Origin of the sequence: Rhodocytophaga aerolata (assembly GCF_030503435.1) — a bacterium.
Lineage (GTDB): Bacteria > Bacteroidota > Bacteroidia > Cytophagales > 172606-1 > Rhodocytophaga > Rhodocytophaga aerolata.
Genome location: NZ_JAUKPO010000029.1, coordinates 54908 through 76064 on the forward strand (window position 1 = coordinate 54908; position 21157 = coordinate 76064).

The following is a 21157-nucleotide window of genomic DNA, read 5'->3' on the forward strand; positions in this document are numbered from 1 at the left end:
TGTGGGAAATACCTGGCAAAAAGGCGAAAAGTAGATCTTGAAGTGTTTCAATTGGCTTATACCCAAAGCCCTCCGTTCATATAATTTTGAACGGAGGGCTTTGGTTTACTAAATCAGCTTTATGTGACTATTTATTGTGAAGAATGAGTAATTTCTTATACCAGGAGCTTTTGTTCCGGCTGGAAAGGTGTACCACATAGCTGCCTTCAGCATAGGATGCAACGTCTATCAGAACTTCCTTCTGTCCTTTGGCCAATACGCCTTGCGCTATTTTTCTACCAACAACATCGTAGATAGTCCATGTATATTCCTGGGTAACAGGTTGGTTAAATGAAATAGATGTTTTCTGCGTTGCCGGATTTGGATAGAGGGTAAATGTATTGGTTTCAGCCATTGCAGGTTCCATACCAGTAATAATGGTAGGAATAACAGATGGCTGTTTAAATATAGCCTGGTAAATTTCTTTGGTCCGATCATTCTGAATAAATACTACTACTGCCAACTGAGAGGCATCTTTAATATTTACCGGCTGCCACGAAACTTCCATGGAATGCGTGTCGCCTGGTTGCCATGTTCTGGTAAACTTAGTTCCGGCAGCATTAGGAAGCATTTTTCTTAAAACATTATGAAAGACAGGGGCGCCATCATATAAATTCGTTAATTGCTTTTCAACCACAGCTACGTGTACAGTAAGCGTATCGGAAACATTAAGTAAAGCAGTCAGGTCAGTTTTAATAGTTAAGTACTGGTCTGCAGTAACTGGAAACGCTACATCAATTTTGAAAGCTGTTTCAGTGAGTTTTCTTCTGGAAAGTATGGGTAAACCCCAGCCGGAAAACTTTTGATTTACAGTATACCCATCAATGGCAGTTCTAGGACTTTGCGGAATACCATAAAATAAGGCTCTGGCACTTGGATCAGCCGGATTTACTTCATTTAACGGATCGGCACCAGGAAAATTGGTATGGTATTGAATACTTACCACTTCATCTGTATCAACTGACAACCGGTTAATAAATGCATTTTCTTCAAGAGCTTCCGTGCTGGATGAATTCGTGAAATGTTCCAGAAGCACCGTACGGTCCCTTTCACCAATGTATACATCGTCAAAGGCAAAGCCATCCAGAATCTGATTTGGCGGGTTATCGTTGTTACTGCCAAAGGCAATCCGGAAACGTACAGAGGTGTATCCTTTTAAGTTATCTAGAGCAAATTTGGCGCTTTGCCACTGGTCGTCCATACCAGACCATCCATTCTGCCCGATCACCTGGTTGCCAGGGTTACCAATAATGGCCGATTGATTATACCAATTGATGCCTTCACCAATAGTTCCTACATTGAACCAGGTTAATCCACCATCTACAGATGACTGAAGTACAGCTCCGTCAAAACCTTGCTGAGTATGATTCCAAATATTTAAGGAGATCATAGGCTTTGTTAACTTGCTGAAATCGAAACAAGGCGAGTAGACATATGATTTCTCATTGATATTGTACGAGGTAGCTAAGCCAGTGATCCAGGCATTTGTACCTGATGCTGCATAGGCGATGGTACTGCCGGCTGGTTTGCCATGTTCCCAACTGGATTGAATACCATCCTGAATCCATCCACCATTTGTTGTTTCAAAATTTTCAAAATAGGGGTACGTGTTGACTGAAGGTAAAACGTAGATTTCTTTTGCTATTGAATTGGTGCAACCCAGGTTTGTTTTTACAGTAAGGGTAACTATGTATCTTCCCGGGCTAGCGTAAGGATGTGCTACTTGCTCTGTACTACTGAATACCTTATTGCTTGTACCATCACCAAAATTCCAATCCCATTCGGTAATAGTGCTGAACGATACAGTAGACTGATGAGTAAATTGCACGGATTCACCAAGACAGATGCCGGACCATGAAAAATCTGGTTTCGGAATACTACCGATTGTTACAGCCATTGTTTTGGTATTTTCGCATCCGTACGCAGATACTACTTTTAAAGTCACCGAATATGTTCCGGGCCCCGTGAAAAGGTGGAAGGGATTCTGCTCATTGGAGGTATTCAAACTCCCGGAAACTGGGTCACCAAAATTCCACTCCCAGGCAGTAATAGCTCCCGATCCGGTAGTAGGAGTCAAATCTGAAAAAGATACTTCATCGTTATCGCAAACTTTTTCAAAACGGAAGTTGGCAACAGGCATCGGATAGATGGTTACTTGCTGTTGTTGAGTGCTAGTGCAGCCATTTGAATTCGTATATGTGTACGTTATGGTATGAATACCAGGGCCTGCAAGAGAAGGAATAAAACTGTTGCCGCTAATACCTGTGCCGCTGAAATTACCACCCGATGGAAAACCTACCAGCTTAGCAGATGGAGCTTCTACACAATACAAACTTTCCAGGCCGCTAAATGTAACCAAGGGTAGATCATATACGATTACCTGCTTAGAAGTTGAGTCCGTACAACCATTTTCATTAGTAAATACATAGGTAATCCGATGTGTTCCAGTGCCTGCTGCCCTTGGATTAAAAAGATAACTTCCTTCAACTGCACCTGGATACACGCCCGGACCTTTGAAAACACCAAGCACACCACCTGGGCCATCATTATCTGCCGGGAATCCATTCAACTCCGCATGCGCTCCATCGACACAATAGGAAGCATTCAGTCCACTAAAGGTAACATCTGGGACCTTATACAAGATGATTGTTTTCTCAATAAAATTTGTTCCCCCGCTAACAGGATCTTTATAGGTATATCTTATGGTGTTAGCGCCAATAAATGCATTTGATGGACGGAATACAGTGGTGCCACCAATTACACCCGGTCCTGAGAATGTTCCTCCGGCAGGAGTACCTGTCATCAGATAGTCAGGATCTTTTGAACAAAACTGATCTGGCATGGTTCCAATGCCAACTTCAGGCAGCGGAAGCACCGTAACGGTTTGGTCCTGAAAATTTACACAGCCATTTTCATCATTGTAGGTATACCTGATAACATGCGTGCCCGGGCCTGCAGCTCCAGCATTGAATACATTAGCAGATAACCCTTTTCCGGTGAAAAAGCCTCCTGCAGGTGAGCCTGTTAAGACAATGGATGGCGCATCCTGGGGATATTGTGCAGTACCTCCGGGTCCGGTAGAATTGAAACCGGTAAAACTTACTGAAGGTAATGGATGTACGACTACAGAACGTTCGAAATAATTTGTACATGCATTAGCATCTGTATAAGTATACCGGATGATATGAGTTCCAACACCTGCCAAAGAAGGTATGAAAAAATTCTTTCCGGCAATACTGTTATCTATGCCCTTTCCGGAAAAAACACCGCCAGCAGGGAATCCGGTCAATTCACTTGAAGCAGCGTCTATACAATAGGCTGTACCTAATCCAGTAAAAATCACAGTTGGTAAGGCATTAATCTGAACCCTCACCTGATCGGCTACTTCTGAACAAGGACCAGCTCCATCTGGGTCTACTGTTGTCAAGGTGAGTACCACCGTTTTGCCTATTTCGCTTGGAGCTGGTGTATAGGTTGCACTTGGCAAATGGATATCATTAAAAATACCTAAGCCTCCACTCCAAGTTACAGTAACTGGATTTCCTTCTAAAGAAGAAGTACCTGTTAACACTATTGGTTCCCCTTCACAAACAACCATATCTGCACCGGCATTTACAGTAACCACCGGATTAACCTGAAAATTAATCGGATTACTAGTTGCCTGGCAGGAAGCAGCTGTGGTTACTAGCACCCGAATACTTTGGCCATTGACGAGAGAAGAAGTTGTATACTTGTTAGAAGGTGAATTTTGCACGGGTGCACCATCTACAAAAAACTCATACCTTACAGCAGTAGACGAATTTGCCGTAAACGTCACGGTCTCTCCCTGACAGATGATGTTATCTGCATCTGAACTAGTGAGTACGACGGTAGGAAGGGGATTGACCGTAGTGGTGATGCCAGAGCTAAGGGTGCTACAGCCACTGGCTGTGGTAGCTCTGACCGTAACGGTTTGGCCGTTGGTTAAGCCAGAGGTCAGATACGTTGGAAAAGCTCCTTCCTGTACCAGTGTGCCGTTTATATAGAATTTATAGTTGCTGGCACTAGCCGAGTTAGCTGTAAAAGTTACCGTTTCTTCCTGACAAATGATGTTATCCGCATCCGAGCTTGTCAGGGTGATTACTGGTAACGGATTGACGGTAGTCGTGATGCCAGAGCTAAGAATGAAGCACCCACTTGCTGTAGTGGCTCTGACCTTAACAGTTTGGCCATTGGTTAAAGCAGAGCTGATGTATAAGTTGGTGGCAGAGTTTTGCACCGATACCCCATCCACAAAAAACTCATAGGTGGTGGCAGTGGCTGAATTAGCTTTGAAGGTTACCGTTTCTCCCTGACAGATAATGTTATCCGCATCCGAACTGGTTAAAGTTACTGATGGCAAGTCGTTAACAGCAGTGGTAATGCCAGCACTCAGGATAGAACAAGCATTAGCTGTAGAAACCCGCACAGTCACTGTTTGGCCATTGGTTAAAGCAGAGCTGATGTATAAGTTGGTGGCAGAGTTTTGCACCGATAATCCATCCACAAAAAACTCATAGGTGGTTGCAGTAGCTGAATTAGCTTTGAAGGTTACAGTCTCTCCCTGACAAATAATGTTGTCTACATCCGAACTAGTGAGTACGACGGTAGGAAGGGGATTGACCGTAGTGGTGATGCCAGAGCTAAGGGTGCTACAGCCACTGGCTGTGGTAGCTCTGACCGTAACGGTTTGGCCGTTGGTTAAGCCAGAGGTCAGATACGTAGGAAAAGCTCCGTCCTGCACCAGAGTGCCGTTTACATAGAATTTATAGTTGCTTACTGGTATCGAAGAACTGGCTGTAAAGGTCACGGTTTCGCCCTGACAAATGATGTTATCCGCATCCGAACTGGTGAGAGTAAGCACCGGGACCGCATTGACGGTAGTGGTGATGCCAGAGCTAAGGGTGCTACAGCCACTAGCGGTGGTAGCTCTGACCGTGACGGTTTGGCCGTTGGTTAAGCCGGTAGTGGTAAAGGTATTCGCCGTTCCACTTTGCACCACACTGCCATTGATGAGAAAATCAAAGCTGGCGGCTACTGTTGAACTGGCTGTAAAAGTTACGGTTTCGCCCTGGCAAATGGCATTGTCGGCATCCGAACTAACCAAGGTAACAACGGGCATAGAATTCACCGTAATGGTAATACCCGAGCTAAGTGCGGCACAACTGTTGGTAGTGGTAGCTCTGACCATAACGGTTTGGCCGTTGGTTAAGCCGGTAGTGGTAAAGGTGTTCGCCGCCCCACTTTGCACCACACTGCCATTGATGAGAAAATCAAAGCTGGCGGCTACTGTTGAACTGGCTGTAAAAGTTACGGTTTCGCCCTGACAAATAATGTTATCAGCATCCGAACTGGTGAGAGTAAGCACCGGGACCGCATTGACGGTAGTGGTAATACCTGTACTAAGCACAGAACAATCATTAGCTGTAGAAACCCGCACAGTTACTGTTTGGCCATTGGTTAAACTAGAGCTGATGTATAAGTTGGTGGCAGAGTTTTGCACCGATAATCCATCCACAAAAAACTCATAGGTGGTTGCAGTAGCTGAATTAGCTTTGAAGGTTACAGTCTCTCCCTGACAAATAATGTTGTCTACATCCGAACTAGTGAGTACGACGGTAGGAAGGGGATTGACCGTAGTGGTGATGCCAGAGCTAAGGGTGCTACAGCCACTGGCTGTGGTAGCTCTGACCGTAACGGTTTGGCCGTTGGTTAAGCCAGAGGTCAGATACGTTGGAAAAGCTCCTTCCTGTACCAGTGTGCCGTTGACATAGAATTTATAATTGCTAGCGCTAGCTGAGTTAGCTGTAAATGTTACGGTTTCGCCCTGACAAATAGCATTGTCGGCATCTGAACTAACCAAGCTAACAACGGGCATAGGATTCACCGTAATGGTAATACCAGAGCTAAGTGCAGCACAACTGTTGGTAGTGGTAGCTCTGACCGTAACAGTTTGGCCGTTGGTTAAGCCGGTAGTGGTAAAGGTGTTCGCCGCCCCACTTTGCACCACACTGCCATTGATGAGAAAATCAAAGCTGGCGGCTACTGTTGAACTGGCTGTAAAAGTTACGGTTTCGCCCTGACAAATGATGTTGTCGGCATCCGAGCTTGTCAGAGTAAGCACCGGGACCGCATTGACAGCAGTCGTGATGCCTGAGCTTACGATAGTACATCCATAGGCAGTAGTCGCCTTCACCGTTAGTACCTGGCCGTTGGTAAGCGATGAGGTAGTATAAAGGTTAGTGGCAGAGTTTTGCACCGATACCCCATTGACGAAGAATTCATAATTGACAGCGGTGGCTGAGTTGGCGGTAAATGTTACCATTTCTCCCTGGCAAATCTTATTGTCACTAGCTGAGCTGGTAAGACTAATAGCTATTTCATCAATTGCTGTATTTATAGAATTACTGGTAGCTGTACATCCGCTGATTGTTCTCGCAACAACCCAAATATTTTCCCCATTCGTTAAGGCTGAAGTTGTATAAGTCTTAGCTGTCCCGGCTTGAACAGTAACACCATCCAGGAAAAACTCAAAATAGGTAGCAGTGGAGGGTGCTGTTGCCGTAAATACTACAGCTTGGTTCAAACATATTTTATTATCACTATCACTGCTAGCTAAAGAAACCGTCAATGATTCAATAGTGGTTTTGATTGTTTGGCTATTTAGAGAACAAGCACTAGTGTTTGCTTTTACATATACCAGCTGCCCATCAGTTAACGAGCTCGTTGTAAAAGTATTAGAGGTACCAGATTGTACAGATAATCCATTGACAAAAAACTCAAAACTGGTGGCAGCTGAAGAAACAGCTGTAAATGTAACTGCTTCTCCCGGGCAAATAGTGTTATCCGCATCGGAACTTGTCAAAGTCAGGGTAAAGTCTATAACTGTGGTTGTAATGCCTGTACTGGTGGAAGAACATCCGTCAGCTGAAGTTACCAGAACTTTTAAAGTTTGCCCATCCGAAAGAGTAGAAGTAGTGTAAACATTGCTAGGTGAGTTTTGTACAGACACGCCGTCTACAAAAAATATATAGTTTGTTCCTGTTGGAGAATAAGCTGAAAAAGTTACTGTCTCACCTGGGCAAATGGTGTTGTCTAGATCACTGCTGGATAAAACAATTAACGGTAAGTTTTTTACTACTGTACTTATGGCACTGCTCATGGTTGAGCAACCCTGTGCTGTAGTTACCAGCACAGCGATAGATTGTCCGGAAGTTAAGGAATTGGTAATAAACTGATGAGAGGTGCCATTCTGCTTAGAGATACCATCCACAAAAAACTCATAATTAACCGCTGTGGCCGAATTAGCTGTAAAGGTCACCTGTTCTCCCTGACAAATGGTGTTATCCGCATCTGAGCTTGACAGGCTGACAGCAGGCAGCGGATTGACCGTTGTAGTAATGCCTGAGCTGGTCGCTGAACAGCCGGTAGCCGTCGTAGCTTTCACTGTTACGGTTTGGCCGTTAGTCAGCAATGAAGTGGTATACAGGTTAGTGGCAGAGTTTTGTACCGATAGTCCATTGACAAAAAACTCATAGGTGGTAGCCGTTGGGGCATTAGCTGTAAAGGTGATGCTTTCTCCCTGACAGATCTTGTTATCACTATCTGTGCTGCTTAATGTGGCAGTAAGTATGTTTACAAATGTTGTCACCCCTGAGCTGGTGGCTGAGCAGCCGGTGGTTGTAGTGGCTTTCACCGTTACGGTCTGGCCGTTGGTCAGCAATGAAGTGGTGAAAGTATTAGCCGGGCCATTCTGCTGAGAAAGACCATTAACGAAGAACTCATAACTGCTGACTGTAGCTACACTGGCACTGGCTGTAAAGGTTACCGCTTCTCCCGGACAAATAGTGTTATCGGCATCTAGGCTAGTAAGTATGATTACCGGAATAGGAGATACGGTAAAAGGGATCAAATTGCTGGTTGAAGAACAGCCATTATTATCCTTCACTGTAACGGAAATAACCTGTCCGGAAGTTAAGGAATTGGTAATAAACTGATGAGAGGTGCCATTCTGCTTAGAGATACCATCCACAAAAAACTCATAATTAACCGCTGTGGCCGAATTAGCTGTAAAGGTCACCTGTTCTCCCTGACAAATGGTGTTATCCGCATCTGAGCTTGACAGGCTGACAGCAGGCAGCGGATTGACCGTTGTAGTAATGCCTGAGCTGGTCGCTGAACAGCCGGTAGCCGTCGTAGCTTTCACTGTTACGGTTTGGCCGTTAGTCAGCAATGAAGTGGTATACAGGTTAGTGGCAGAGTTTTGTACCGATAGTCCATTGACAAAAAACTCATAGGTGGTAGCCGTTGGGGCATTAGCTGTAAAGGTGATGCTTTCTCCCTGACAGATCTTGTTATCACTATCTGTGCTGCTTAATGTGGCAGTAAGTATGTTTACAAATGTTGTCACCCCTGAGCTGGTGGCTGAGCAGCCGGTGGTTGTAGTGGCTTTCACCGTTACGGTCTGGCCGTTGGTCAGCAATGAAGTGGTGAAAGTATTAGCCGGGCCATTCTGCTGAGAAAGACCATTAACGAAGAACTCATAATTGCTGACTGTGGCTATGCTGGCACTGGCTGTAAAGGTTACCGGTTCTCCTGCACAGATATTATTGTTGGGATCTGAACTGCTTACAGTAACAAGTAACGGATTGACATCTATTAAAAGGCTATTGCTTTGTTTTTTGCAGTTTTCCGCCGAAGTTACCTCTACATTAACCGTCTGATTGTTTGTTAGAATAGACGTTGTAAACTGATGTGAAGGCCCATTCTGCTTAGAAAGGCCATCCACAAAGAACTCATAATTGACTGCTGTGGCAGAATTAGCTGTAAAAGTTACTGATTCACCAGGACATATTGAATTACCTCCATTTGAACTGGATAAAGAAACTGATGGAGCTGTATTGATAGTCACTGAAGCAGTGTTAGCAAGTTCAATACTACACCCTGTTACCGGATTTGTTGCTTTAACGATTAGGGTATATGCACCCGGAGAAAGTACGCCGGTAGATAAAGTAATGGTATTTCCTGTGCCTCCTACCGGGCCGGAGATCAACGTAGTATTATGATATAGTTCATAATTTATACCAGTCTGAGAACCAGAGACAGATACATTTGCAGATGTTCCTTCACAAACTCCGGCATTGACAGAGACAGGCAAATTGGCTACAGGCAATGAGTGAACAGTGACCGTTAGCGGATTGGATAAGAGACTTTTACAATAATTAGAATTGGTAACCTGAACTGCATATTTTCCACTATGTGCTACTTCAATTAAGGTGATCGTCTGATTGGTTTCACCTGGCAAAAGTATCCCATCTTTTAACCATTGGTTTCCGGATGATTCTGAAGACTGTAAAGTAACATGGTTCGTACCTTGCTGACAAAATACAGCTGTGCCGGCAGTTACACTTACCGTTGGTTTGACTGGCAAAGGATTCACTGTAAAAGTAATGGCTGAGCTTAAATCTGTACAACCGCTTGGTGTAGCTACCCTGACTGCTATACTTTGGCCATGAATAAGGGTAGAGGTAGAATAACTATTGGAAGCAGAATTCTGTACCACTGTCCCATTAATCAAAAACTCATACCGGGTAGCTATATCTGAAATGGCGGTGAAAGTAACAGATTCTCCCTCGCAAATAGTATTATCCGCATCAGAGCTGCTTAGTGTAAGTGAAGGTATTGAATTTACCCTAGTACGAATAGTGTTGCTAACACCTGTACAATTATTTGCTGAAGTGACCCGCACAGTAATTTCATCTCCATCCGTAAGCAGATTCGTGGTATATACGCGTTGAGGTCCAGCAAGCACAACTGAGCCATTGCGTATAAACTCATAGGTTGCCGATGTAATTTCGGTGGCCGTAAAGGAAACAGATTCCCCTAAGCAAATCTGATTATCTGTGTCAGAACTGGTAAGTGTAATGGTAGGCACAGAAAACACAGTTGTTTTTATAGCTGTACTACTTACTGTACATCCCTCAGCACTGGTTACCTTTACAAAAATAGTCTGGCCATCGGTTAATGAAGTGGTGGCATATGTATTTAAGTTTCCGTTCTGAACGCTAACACCCGCTAGTATAAACTCGTAGTTTATCCCAATATCTGAGGCTGCTGTAAAAGTTACCGGTTCTCCTGCACAAATAGTGTTGTCTGTATCTGAACTGCTTAAGGTAACAGCAGGCAGTTTTTGTACAGCAGTTGTAATTACATTGCTCGAAGTAGAACAGCTGGACGCATTGCCTGCTTTAACAAATACCGTTGCACCATTCGTTAGCAAGGAAGTAGTATAGGTGCTCGATGCCAAATTTTGTACAGAAATGCCGTTAACGAAAAATTCAAATGTAGTGGCTCCGGTAGCAAGAGCTGTAAATGTAACACTCTGTCCTGTACAAATGCTATTATCAATGTCTGAACTAGATACTGTTACGGACGGAACCGGATAAACAGTAAAAGGAGAAAGAGTTTGTGTAGCCGAACAGCCCAGATTATTTCTTGCCACTACTGAAACTATATCTCCATCAGCAAGAGAAGTGCTAGTGTAAGTAGGTAAGGTACTATGCTGCTTAGAAACAGTATTGACAAAAAATTCAAAGCTTGTAGCGGTCACAGATTCGGCGGTAAACGTTACTGATTGGCCAGCACAGATGGTGTTATCGGCATCGTTACTGGTAAGTGTTACAGACGGTTTGCTGTAAACTTGGGTGATAATTCCTGTACTGGTTGCTACACAGTTGTTCAACGAAGTGGTTTTAACAGTTACCGTTTGTCCATTTGTTAGAGAAGAGGTAGAAAATGTATTTGATGGGCCACTTTGCTTGGAAATTCCATTAATAAAGAATTCATAATTACTTATACTTACATCGGGTGTAGCAGTGAAGATAACAGATTCTCCAGAGCAAATAGCATTGTCTAAATCACTACTGGAGATATTTGCAATAGGCAAGGGCACCACCGTAGTTGTAATAGCATTACTTAAAGCGGAAGTACATCCACTAGAAGTTATTCCCTTAGCAGTAACAGTTTGCCCACTGATTAGATTGTATGTTGAAAAGGTATTAGATGTACTTAAAGAAGCAGAAACTCCATTGATAAAAAATTCATAATAACTAACCCCTGGAATAGGGCTTGCTGTAAAAGTTACTAATTCTCCTGTGCAAATTTTATTATCCGGATCGCTACTAGTTATTGTTGTTACGCTTGAAGTAGGAGAAACACTAATCAGCCATCCGTGGTTTACTGCATCGCCCGCCCGGTTTTTTCTAAGATCTGTATCATTGGTTTGTGCCGGATTTTGAACAAGAATTTGCCCTGAAGCGGCAGTACCCACAGCTCTAACCTGAATACCAGAGATAATGAAACCATCAAAAACATTTTTAACGCCTACCAGATCAAAATTAATAGTGATAGACGAAGAAGTGACTACAATAGGATTGAGTAGAGATAAAATAGATCCGCTACCTGAAATTAGTTGCACACTGCCTGTGCCCGGAAGAAACTCAAAGTTTGCTGAAGGTACAACTAACTTGAAATTCTTAAATGTCTGTTCATTAAAATCATCATGGACTTGCTCCTTTACGGTTATATCCCCTAGCAAAACATATCCACTTCCTACACACAAATTATTACCTCCTGTAGCAGGAATTACGATAGTATCGGCAAAGGCAGAATGTATAATCGCATTCAGAAGAAAGACGACTCCAACAGTTGCTTTCCATAAAAAACGAAACTTGTAAAAGAAGTGAGGGACAATCATTTACTTTCTATCCAGCTCTCCTTGAGCAGTAGTTTTAATGAGGCAAAGCATAGCGTTGGTTTCAAAATAGATGGTTCCAAAAATGATATAGCCACCATCAGCGGTTTGTTTCACCTGATTGCCAGTATCTGGCAGCAAACCGCCAAAACTTTTTGACCATAGTTCGTTTCCCCGCCCATCTACTTTCAGTAAAAGAATGTCTTCGTTACCTGTGCCGGGAAGGGAAGTACTTCCGGTAATAATATATCCACCATCCTTTGTTGGGGCAATTGACCTGGCTTCTTCATTGGTTTTAGGTTTGAGCACAGCCTTTTCCCATCTGGTATTGCCGCTTTCAAATAAACTGATTAGAAAAATATCTGCATCGGCCTCCTGTGCATGAAAAGTGGTACCTAAACCAATAAAGCCTGTATCTTTTAGTAGTACATCTGCTCCTTTATCTAGATTTTCCCTGCCCACATTTTTATCCCAGATTACATCGCCGGTAGCATTTGTCAGGATCATCCGCATATCGGAAGAAATCTTTCCGGTTCGTTCCCTAAACTCAGTGCCGCACCACAGCAGATTTCCTTCTGACGTTTCTCTCACAGCAGCAATCTCATCCTGAAGGCCGGTAAGGCCATAGTCTTTCTGCCAGAGCAACGTTCCGTTAGCATCTGTTTTTACCAGATACATATCGGTAGTTCCAGCAGTGGCCAACGTATTTCCTATTAATAATAGATCTCCGGTAGCAGTTATTTTTAAGTCAAAGGCTTTTTCATTCCGGCCGGGCTGCCCAAATGTTTTTGTCCATACTATTTCACCAGCACTGCTTAGTTTTACCAGATACAGATCAGTAAAGCCGCCTTCGTGGGTGAAATCTCCCAGGCATAAAATACTTCCGTCGGCTAGTATATGTATAGCTTTTCCTTCATCATCCAATGTTTCACCAATGGTTTTTTCCCATTCAATGTTTCCACCTTTGTCTGTTTTAATAAGGTACATGTCCATACCTCCCTTTCCGGAGGAGTTAGTAGATCCGATCCCCACATACCCACCATCAGCAGTTTGCTCCACGGCATAGGCTTTCTCCGTATTAAATCCTCCAAAAAGTTTGATGAATGTAGTACTCTGGGATGGGCTCACAGACCTATCCTGTTGGCATGCCAACAAACTAAGCCCCAGTAAAAAGGAGACTGATTGTATGAGTACCCTGGTGTACATATAGTAACTACTGAATAAATGCTCCGGATTCTTTGTCTTTTTTTGTTATTAACTTCCGGGGCTTGTATACTGGAATCAGGTATCCTACTGATAGTGCAAAACTGTTAAGGGCAATGTCATTATCAATAAACCCATAGGTGTACAATAACTCGCTGTTTGTGTACCGTTTATCTTTCCTTACCAGATTAGTCAAACCCATGTTATACCGGCCTTCCACAATAAAAATGTTGCGGGCACGTGTATATTTAACTCCCAAGTTAATTGTTCCAGAAAAAGTAAATAATCTGCGCTGAGAGCTAAGCGTAATGTTCGGACCGGTAGTTTCCCGCTGCACATCATTGACAGGCATATTATCTACTCTTCTTACCTGTGCCTGCGATTTTATGAGCATACTATTGGTAATTCCGGCTCCCAGGTAGGGAGTTATTTTTTTTCCCTGGATGGTGTAGTTTACCAAGAGAGGAATGTCTAATCTATTCTGTGATTCTGCCAGTTGCAGCTTCAGATACCCGAAAAAATCATTCGTGTAGGTGTATTTCCTGCCAGACAAGTATAATTCTGCCATGGCAGAAAATCCTTTTTTAATAGGTACTTCCAGGCTTGCTCCGGTTTGATAGCTAAAAGCTGAGGTATAGAGTGCCTGCGTTGTATGGATGTTATCTAAACTGTACGGTTGTAAGATATTAACAGAACTTGAATTAACCCCTGCTTTTACCCCAGTCAAATATATTGGCCAGGTTCTGAATTGTTTATATAAATTGATAAACTCAGCTGGGTCTACTGCTTCGTTAATGGAGTAGGTTGGATTCAGATGAAGAAAGGAAAGCATTACCCGTTCGGCGTTTCCCAACTCATTCAAATATAAATAGCTGAGTGTAAGCAATCGATAAGCCTGAAGTTTTTCCTCCGTTGTAAAGCCATCTTTCAGGCATTCTTCCAGCATAGGGGATACCTCTTCTGCCCGACCTTCATAATAAGCAAATTGAGCTTTTACCAGCGTCTGGCTGCAAGTGTTTTGTGCCTTCACCTTTAATGAGAACAATACGAGGGTAATAAGCATCCATAACGGATATTGAAAAAAGATACGAAATACGTTCATAGCGGTAATGCGTGTGAAGGAAGGTTACTTACTCTGCATGCCCTCTCCTGAAGACAACTCCGGACAGGTTTTTTCATAAGAAATGTCATCTACAGGTGCCACAAACTGCTCCCATTCTTGTTTAGACATATTTCTTTTCGTTTTGTCGCACAAGATATCAGCCATGGTTTTGGCATTGGTAGGCCACACCCTGACAAAACTATCACGGCATCCAGCCAGAATTGCTTCCCCATCTGATCTGAAAGAGATAGACCATACCCAGTCTGTATGATCTTTTAGCACAATAGGAAGATTATTCCAGGCTGCTGTATTCCAGAGCCGGACAGTTTTATCCCAGCTGCCTGAGGCAATTTTCTTGTCGTCCCAGCTGAACTTGATATTTATAATACGGGCACTGTGGCCGGTTAATACAACTTCAAAATCCTTGGTTTTTAAATTCCATATCCGCATCATACCTTTGGCATCACCTACTGCTAACAGAGAGCCCTTATTGCTGAAACTAAGAGCCGTTACCGGATCTTTTATTTGCAAAACCTGGGAAGCTGTATTACTTAAATTTAGTAATCTAATTTCGCCTGCTTCATTTCCAATGGCCAGCTGATTATCCAGTGGATTAACCGCTATCGCATTGATTTTGGAAGTGGTGGTATATACTTTAGAAAATGACTGAAGATTATAAAAGTAAACATTGGCTGAGTCAGCAAAGACGATTCCCTGGTTGTTATTGATGTACGACAAAAACCAGACAGCCTGCACAGGCACTTTTACTTTTTGAACAGGATATCCGTTTTTCTGAAGGTCAAACAGATGAATGAACGGATAATCGCCGCCTGCTGCCAGGGTCTGGTTGGTACTACTTAGCGCAAGCGTATGATGAATTAATCCTTTCTGATCTGCAAGTACAACATGGCTTTTTTCTTTTTCTAACGTGTTCCAGCGGATAATTTTTCCGTCACTTCCGGCAGAATAGACAGCTTTATCTGATTTGGTTGAGGCAAGCGCCCGCACATTGTCGCTGTGGCCTTTCAAATTATTATATGATTCTTCCCGCGATTTTTTCAGGGCAAAATACAAACCCTCATATATATATGGATCATCTTCCTTTCCACCATATGTCTGGTTAAACTGATAGGCTTGTCCTGCAGTCAGCAATTTTAAATCCTTATCTAGTACCTGTAAAGATTTAACAGACATAGCTTGCGCAATTGAAAGCAATCTGGCATTATAGGCATTATTTTTTTCTCTGATTGCAATGTTACTTTGCTCCTTAGCTAACTTTTCGTTTGCTTCAGCTCTAAATTGCTGCTCATAGGCGATCATCTGCTGTTTGCGGGCTTCCTTTTCGCTGGCTTCCGCTTTTAATCTTTCTTGTTGAGCCAGTTTCTCATTTTCTTTGGCTATGGCTTCCTGTCTATGGGCTTCTGCTCTTTGTTGTTCTGCTATTTCTTTCTGTTCCCGGGCATTCCGCTCACTGGAGAGTGCCAGAGCAGTCTTTTCCTTTGCTTGTTTTTCATTGAAGCGGGCAATTTCTGCCTGTTCCCGGGCTTTTATCTGCTGGGTTACAGCAAATATCAAAAAGCCAACGGTAATAACGGCGAAAAGGCCCAGAATTAACGCAACCAGGCGGGCTCTGCGTAACGCTTTCTTCTGCAGAATTTCTTTGGTCCGTTGCTCTGTTTCATAAGCGACCTTACTGTAATCCAGGTAAGCAATTACCCGTTCAAAAGCCGGATTATACCGCTGCGCCCAGGCCAGGGTTGGTTTTTGTTTCTGTTGCCAATTGAGAGCCAGCTGAAGGTCTGGTGGGCGAAGTAAAGCAGCCTGGCCAATCTGGTATTTGGCAGACGCTTCAGCTAAGCGTAAATACATCTGTACCGCTTCTTCTTCCTCTTCTACCCATTTCTTCAATCTGAGCCAGATACGCATCAAACTTTCATGCGAAATATCTACAATGGTATCACTTACTAATGGGGTGCCGGCCAGTGGTGTAAGTAGTGCCCTTCCAGGCTGCCGGAATTTATCTATGACAGCAAAGATTTCCGCTTCTGTAGAATCTGTAATAGTAGCAATTTCTGCAAGTTTAGTTGGGCGCCTAATTCCACTGATGTCTCCGCCTTTATCTGTAAGTGCTTTAAATAAGTTCTCACATATTTTTTTCTGTCCATCGGTTAACTCATCAAAAGCTTCATCCGCATGCTGGGATAAAGCTTCATCCATCCGCCCAATTGCTTCATAATGCTTAAAATCCAGAGGTTCACCGTTTTCCCGGCTTGCTATCCAATAGTTCCAGGTACGCATTAACGCATGCTGCAAAATTGGTAGCTGGTCAGGATTGTTTCCCAGATCGTTCAGCAGCCGCTCTACCAGCCGCGGAGCCATTTGTCCGCCACCTACGGAAACAGGACCCAAAATGGCTTTACGCTTTTGCTCCAGCGTCATCTGAGGAATCAGGTAATGGCTTTCATTGATCTTTCTGGTCAAATCAGGAAAATGGGCGCATTCTCCAATAAAATCTGACCGCATTGATAGTACTACATAAATAGAGGGAGTAGATTTTAACGCCTGTATCAGCAGCGCAATAAGTATTTCTGAAGGTAAAACCAGGTCAGAATTTTCTGCTTCTGAGGGCAGAAGATGAAACTGATGACGGAACAACTCCTCAAACTGATCGAGAAGTACTAATATATTTTTTCCTGCATAGGCTTGGCGGGAAAAAAAATCTCCCAGAGCCGAAGGCTGTGTTTGTAAAGAAGTAAGAATGGACTGAAAACGCAAGGCAGGATTTTCTGAATCTGACAGGCCTGCTTCTGCTTTAAGCAGAGCAGCAGCCAGATTTTCTAGAGGTGCATTTCCAGGACGTGCGATAATAAATTCCCAGGGAGAGTCCAGGTCGTTATAATGGCTGTTTTGTAAGCCAGGTAATAACCCAGAATAAATAAATGAAGATTTACCACTACCAGATGGACCCACAATTGCCACAAAACGGCTTTGCAGCAGTTTAAGCAATACTTCTCTGGTCTGTTCTTCCCGCCCAAAGAACAAATGACTTTCGTGGATACCAAAAGGTCTTAACCCTGGAAAAGGATTATATATCTTCTGTCCGGTAGCAACTGGCTGGTTTTCAATATTCATTCCGGTAGAGATATATTTTGGATGCTTTGTGGTAATTATATTTCATGGGCTATAGGTTTTTTAGGAAAATACAAGTGAGCTATCTTCAATAGGGAGTTGCTCGGAAGCGGTTAGTCTGCTGGCTAGTAAGGCATAGCTGTTTCCTGTTTCCGGATAATATGAAATCAGCCGGTAAAATATTTCTTTTTCAATGGCATAGGCATATACCTCTTCCGATGCGATAATATCAAATGAGTTGATGTCGTTTTCCAGGATCATTATCTCTCCAATTAAATCATGTACCTTGAAAACCGTCTCCTGATAAGATTCTTCATTTATGCTTCTGGCCGTACCGCTGAAAATAATATATAAAGGGGTGTTGGTCTTCTGTCCGGCATTAATTATGACTTCACCTTTGCGGAAGTAAAAAATCCGTATATTTTCAGCGATATCTGCCAAAATATGGTTTGGCATATGAGCTAGCAAAGGATTTTTTTTGAGAAAAAGCACTCTGTGCATCAGCATTCCACTTATTTCCAGTTTACCTGAAAGTACAGGCTTGTTGAGCAATACCATATCTAGCTCAATCTTAGAGGAGGCTTTAATGCGCATTCCCAAGGCGGTATACAGCGATTGGTCACGGCAATAAATTGCCCAAGCAGCGGTTTCACGGAGCAAGGGATCAGGATTAAAAATATGGGCAATGAGTTCATTACTTAGGGGAGCCTGCGGTGTATGGGCAAGCGAATAGATAGCACAGGCTTTTGTCCATCGGTTAATTGCATTAAATTCCCGGTTTAAAATATGCAGCAAAACCTCTGTGGAATTTAAGGTTTCCCTGGGGAAATAGGCCTGATAAATACTTACCTCTTCAGCTGCAGGTATATCATCTAGCAGTGGGAATAAAATGGTTTTTAAGTGTTTATCTATAAAGACATCCAGCAACTCCAGGGCATATACTTTACTTTCGCTTGATCCGCTTTCTATATTTTCTTTTACCAGCTGGATAGATCTGGGGTCGTAAATCAGTGAAAGGAGCAGGAATATTCTTTCAAAATTATATTGCATTTCCTCTTCCAGCGCCCGTTGCAGGTGGCGGTTGTAGGAGGCCTCTGCTATTTCAAGCAAAGCCGCTTGGTTCCAGGCTGCTTTTCCTATTTCCTGCTCTACCAGTAATTGTACAAAAGCAACCTTGCTTCCGCTTTGCAAATGGCATTCATTCAATGCTAACAGAACTTCTGTAGCTACTTTTGCATCCGGATATTCAATTTTTTCCCAGAGTAATTCTGCAGCTTCAGGTGTGCCTATTTGTCCATAGATATTAATTATTTTCTGAAGAAGAGGGGTACTCTGGCCAGTTTTATGAAAAGCAATTTCTAATACCGGTAACACCAAGTTTCCCGATTCAATGAGGGCTCTGGCTGCTGCGTGTGTGCAGGAAGAGACAGAAAGCAGTTCTATCAGAATTGGCCATGTTTCAGGCCGCTTCACTTGCATAGCTACTGCAATAGCTTCTTTTTTTACACCAGTATCTGTATCGCGGAGGAGTTCTGTTAAAAGGAAAACATTATCAGCATTAACAATTTTGCTGAGCAGTTGTAAACTAATTATTCGTTCGGATGGGTTTTCTGAACGAGCAAGTTTTTGTACGGACGATAACCCAAAAGAATTGAATTTTACCTTACTGCCAGCACTGGTAATTTCCATATACGCCCCTTCCTGATCAGACTTCTTGTTTGAGAAAATATTAACGCCTACCGAAAGATTTCTCTGCCTCTTTTGAATATATGCCTGCAACGGTGCTGAATCAACTTCTTGTATGGTTGCAAGTGCCTGAGTAAGCAAACTAGGTTCCACTCGTTCAATAAGTTTCAAACAAACAATCGGGTATAATGGATGGGAGAGGTACTCTGTGTTTTTGAAGAGTATATCCAGTAAGTATGTTTTTTTGTTTTTCGAATAAATTTCTTTTTTAGATTTCTCCAGACTTCGTTCCAGTGTAGACCGGTAATGGCTGTAGAGCCTTGTTACGGCCAGCAACCAGCAAATAACAATAGGCACTAGCGCATAGGTAAACCATATCAGATCCAAAAAAGCAAAGTATTTCAACAACCAAAGTAAGCACCCTGCAATACATACCGCCAGCATGGTCACTACTCCTTCTATTCTTGCCTGTACATTAAAACGGGCAGAGGTATCTAGCGGAAGCAGGTAAAGCTTAAAGGTGGGATTATCGAGGGCATCTTTCAGGGAAACGGCAAACAGCTTGCTCAACGCTACAGACAGAAAGAATAGAATAAATGACTCCGAAATACGTGTATGGCCAATATACGAGCCAATGATGCTGGAGAGGATGGTAAAGAAACAAAATAAGACAGGGTTAATCAGCAGTGCTACTTTCAACCCATACATATTAACGATTCTATCTGTTACAAAATTTTGTATGATAAAATTGAAAATAACTACAGTTCCTGTGAAAATACTGATGAAGTTGGCCAGGTGCCTGGTATTGGGAAATTGTTCGGCAGTAACGGATAGAAAGGAATAGTTTAACAGATAGATAGCAATGGTGGAAATAATTACCAAAATGGCCATTTGAATTACATACCTGTTTTTTATCAGATTTTTAACACTTACTGACTCTTCCGGCTGGTTATCGTCAGGGAGGTCTATATGCGTATCATTTAATTTGTACTTCCACTTCAGAATTAGTAAGGTTATTAAAATTAAGGTAACGCTGGTGGCACTTATCCAAAGCAAATCTACGGTGTGTGGTAGGAAGGTCAGTACAACGGGAATAGTAAACAATGCCACAATGGAGGCAAGCAGTTGGCCGCTGTCAATGCGGCTGATCATTTTCTTTGATTCCCGTAAACTGAATATACGCCCAAAAAGTCCCCAGAAGATTAAGAAGGATACTGTTGTAAAGGGGCCGATACAGGCAAAGGCACAAAAAATTACCAAATCGTGACTCTCTTCATAATCCACACCAAGCCGGATACCGGTAGTTAGAACAATGATGAGCAGAATAAAAAAAACAGAGAGTGAGGTAAAATTTACCTTGGTCTGTAGATATGCAAACAGATAGGTGAAAACAATACCTAATAGCCCGGAGGTAACAATGGCTTTTGGCAAATAAGCCTGCTCGTCGAAACGATCCAGAAATAGCGTACTGGCACCAACGTCCAGGGTAGCTACAAAAATACCTGTAAAGAAGCCAATAGTCAGCATCAATAATATCCTGCCGGACTCAGCTGTTTTCTCTTTGACTTTCATGAATATTCAGGTATGTATGCGTGTGTTAGTTATTGCTCCGTCAATTTAATAAGCTCCAAATAATAGTAACAACCTGAGGCCTACAGGCAGCCATAGCCGGATGTAAGATAAATTCTCAGATCGTTGTATTCTTTGCCAGACTTTGAAATTTGGACAACAAACACTGCTAAATGATAGTGAAAATGACTATTTCCTGTACTGATAAATTCCGGTTTCATGCGCTAAATCATCGTATGAAGTTGGACAGAGTTCTGACTCCTAAGCTGCTTGTTTCTCTAAATACCCTGAGACGCGCCAGGCACAGATTAGCTACAGGGGCATGCATACTTACTAACCGTACGAAAGTTCAGCTGACTGCCAAGGTATATTCTTTCTGGATCAATGAGACTGCTGAAAGTAGTCCACCTTATATTCAGCTTACTGCCAGCTACGATAAGGCGAAAGGATGCTAATAACTTTAAGCCACTGGGTTAGGGCGGTATTTTTGTGTTTTCAACTGAAGGACCTGTATTTCTGTATGTGAACTATTTGTCATGTTGATTGATCGAAAATTCAAAATACTATAGATTTTATTAAATATTTAGTCTTACTTTAGTTTAGTAGATCATCTGTAGAAAAGCCTATAGCTTATGATGATATTTGGACAAACAACACTT

6 protein-coding genes are annotated in these 21157 nt (G+C 42.7%); 1 reads left to right on the plus strand and 5 read right to left on the minus strand.

Annotated features, from left to right (window positions below):
• Window positions 1–127: 127 nt before the first annotated feature.
• From Q0590_RS29130 to Q0590_RS29150, 5 genes are all read right to left on the minus strand, one after another.
• Window positions 128–11812 (minus strand): Ig-like domain-containing protein, encoded by an 11685-nt coding sequence (locus tag Q0590_RS29130; protein ID WP_302041174.1) that lies wholly within the window; start codon window positions 11810–11812, stop codon window positions 128–130.
• Window positions 11813–12937, minus strand: coding sequence for an outer membrane protein assembly factor BamB family protein (locus Q0590_RS29135; RefSeq protein WP_302041175.1), 1125 nt, complete (start codon window positions 12935–12937; stop codon window positions 11813–11815).
• An 85-nt stretch (window positions 12938–13022) separates the two neighbouring features.
• Complete coding sequence (locus tag Q0590_RS29140; protein ID WP_302041176.1) at window positions 13023–14114, minus strand: outer membrane beta-barrel protein; 1092 nt, start codon at window positions 14112–14114, stop codon at window positions 13023–13025.
• A 24-nt stretch (window positions 14115–14138) separates the two neighbouring features.
• A complete protein-coding gene (locus Q0590_RS29145; protein WP_302041177.1) occupies window positions 14139–17246 on the minus strand; it encodes an nSTAND1 domain-containing NTPase in 3108 nt (1035 codons plus the stop codon).
• A gap of 60 nt (window positions 17247–17306) precedes the next feature.
• Entirely contained in the window at window positions 17307–20501 is a 3195-nt protein-coding gene (locus tag Q0590_RS29150; RefSeq protein WP_302041178.1) for an Npt1/Npt2 family nucleotide transporter, read from the minus strand.
• 233 nt (window positions 20502–20734) lie between these two features.
• On the opposite strand from Q0590_RS29150, the gene Q0590_RS29155 reads away from it, so the two are divergent.
• The gene (locus Q0590_RS29155; protein ID WP_302041179.1) at window positions 20735–20953 is read left to right on the plus strand and encodes a hypothetical protein; all 219 of its coding nucleotides are present in this window, start codon (window positions 20735–20737) and stop codon (window positions 20951–20953) included.
• Window positions 20954–21157: the final 204 nt, after the last annotated feature.

Excerpts from the sequence above, each read along its gene's own strand:
- Q0590_RS29150 (WP_302041178.1), bottom strand. The coding sequence starts at position 20,501 with ATGAAAGTCAAAGAGAAAACAGCTGAGTCCGGCAGGATATTATTGATG.
- Q0590_RS29130 (WP_302041174.1), bottom strand. The coding sequence starts at position 11,812 with ATGATTGTCCCTCACTTCTTTTACAAGTTTCGTTTTTTATGGAAAGCA.
- Q0590_RS29140 (WP_302041176.1), bottom strand. The coding sequence starts at position 14,114 with ATGAACGTATTTCGTATCTTTTTTCAATATCCGTTATGGATGCTTATT.
- Q0590_RS29155 (WP_302041179.1), top strand. The coding sequence starts at position 20,735 with ATGAAGTTGGACAGAGTTCTGACTCCTAAGCTGCTTGTTTCTCTAAAT.
- Q0590_RS29145 (WP_302041177.1), bottom strand. The coding sequence starts at position 17,246 with ATGAATATTGAAAACCAGCCAGTTGCTACCGGACAGAAGATATATAAT.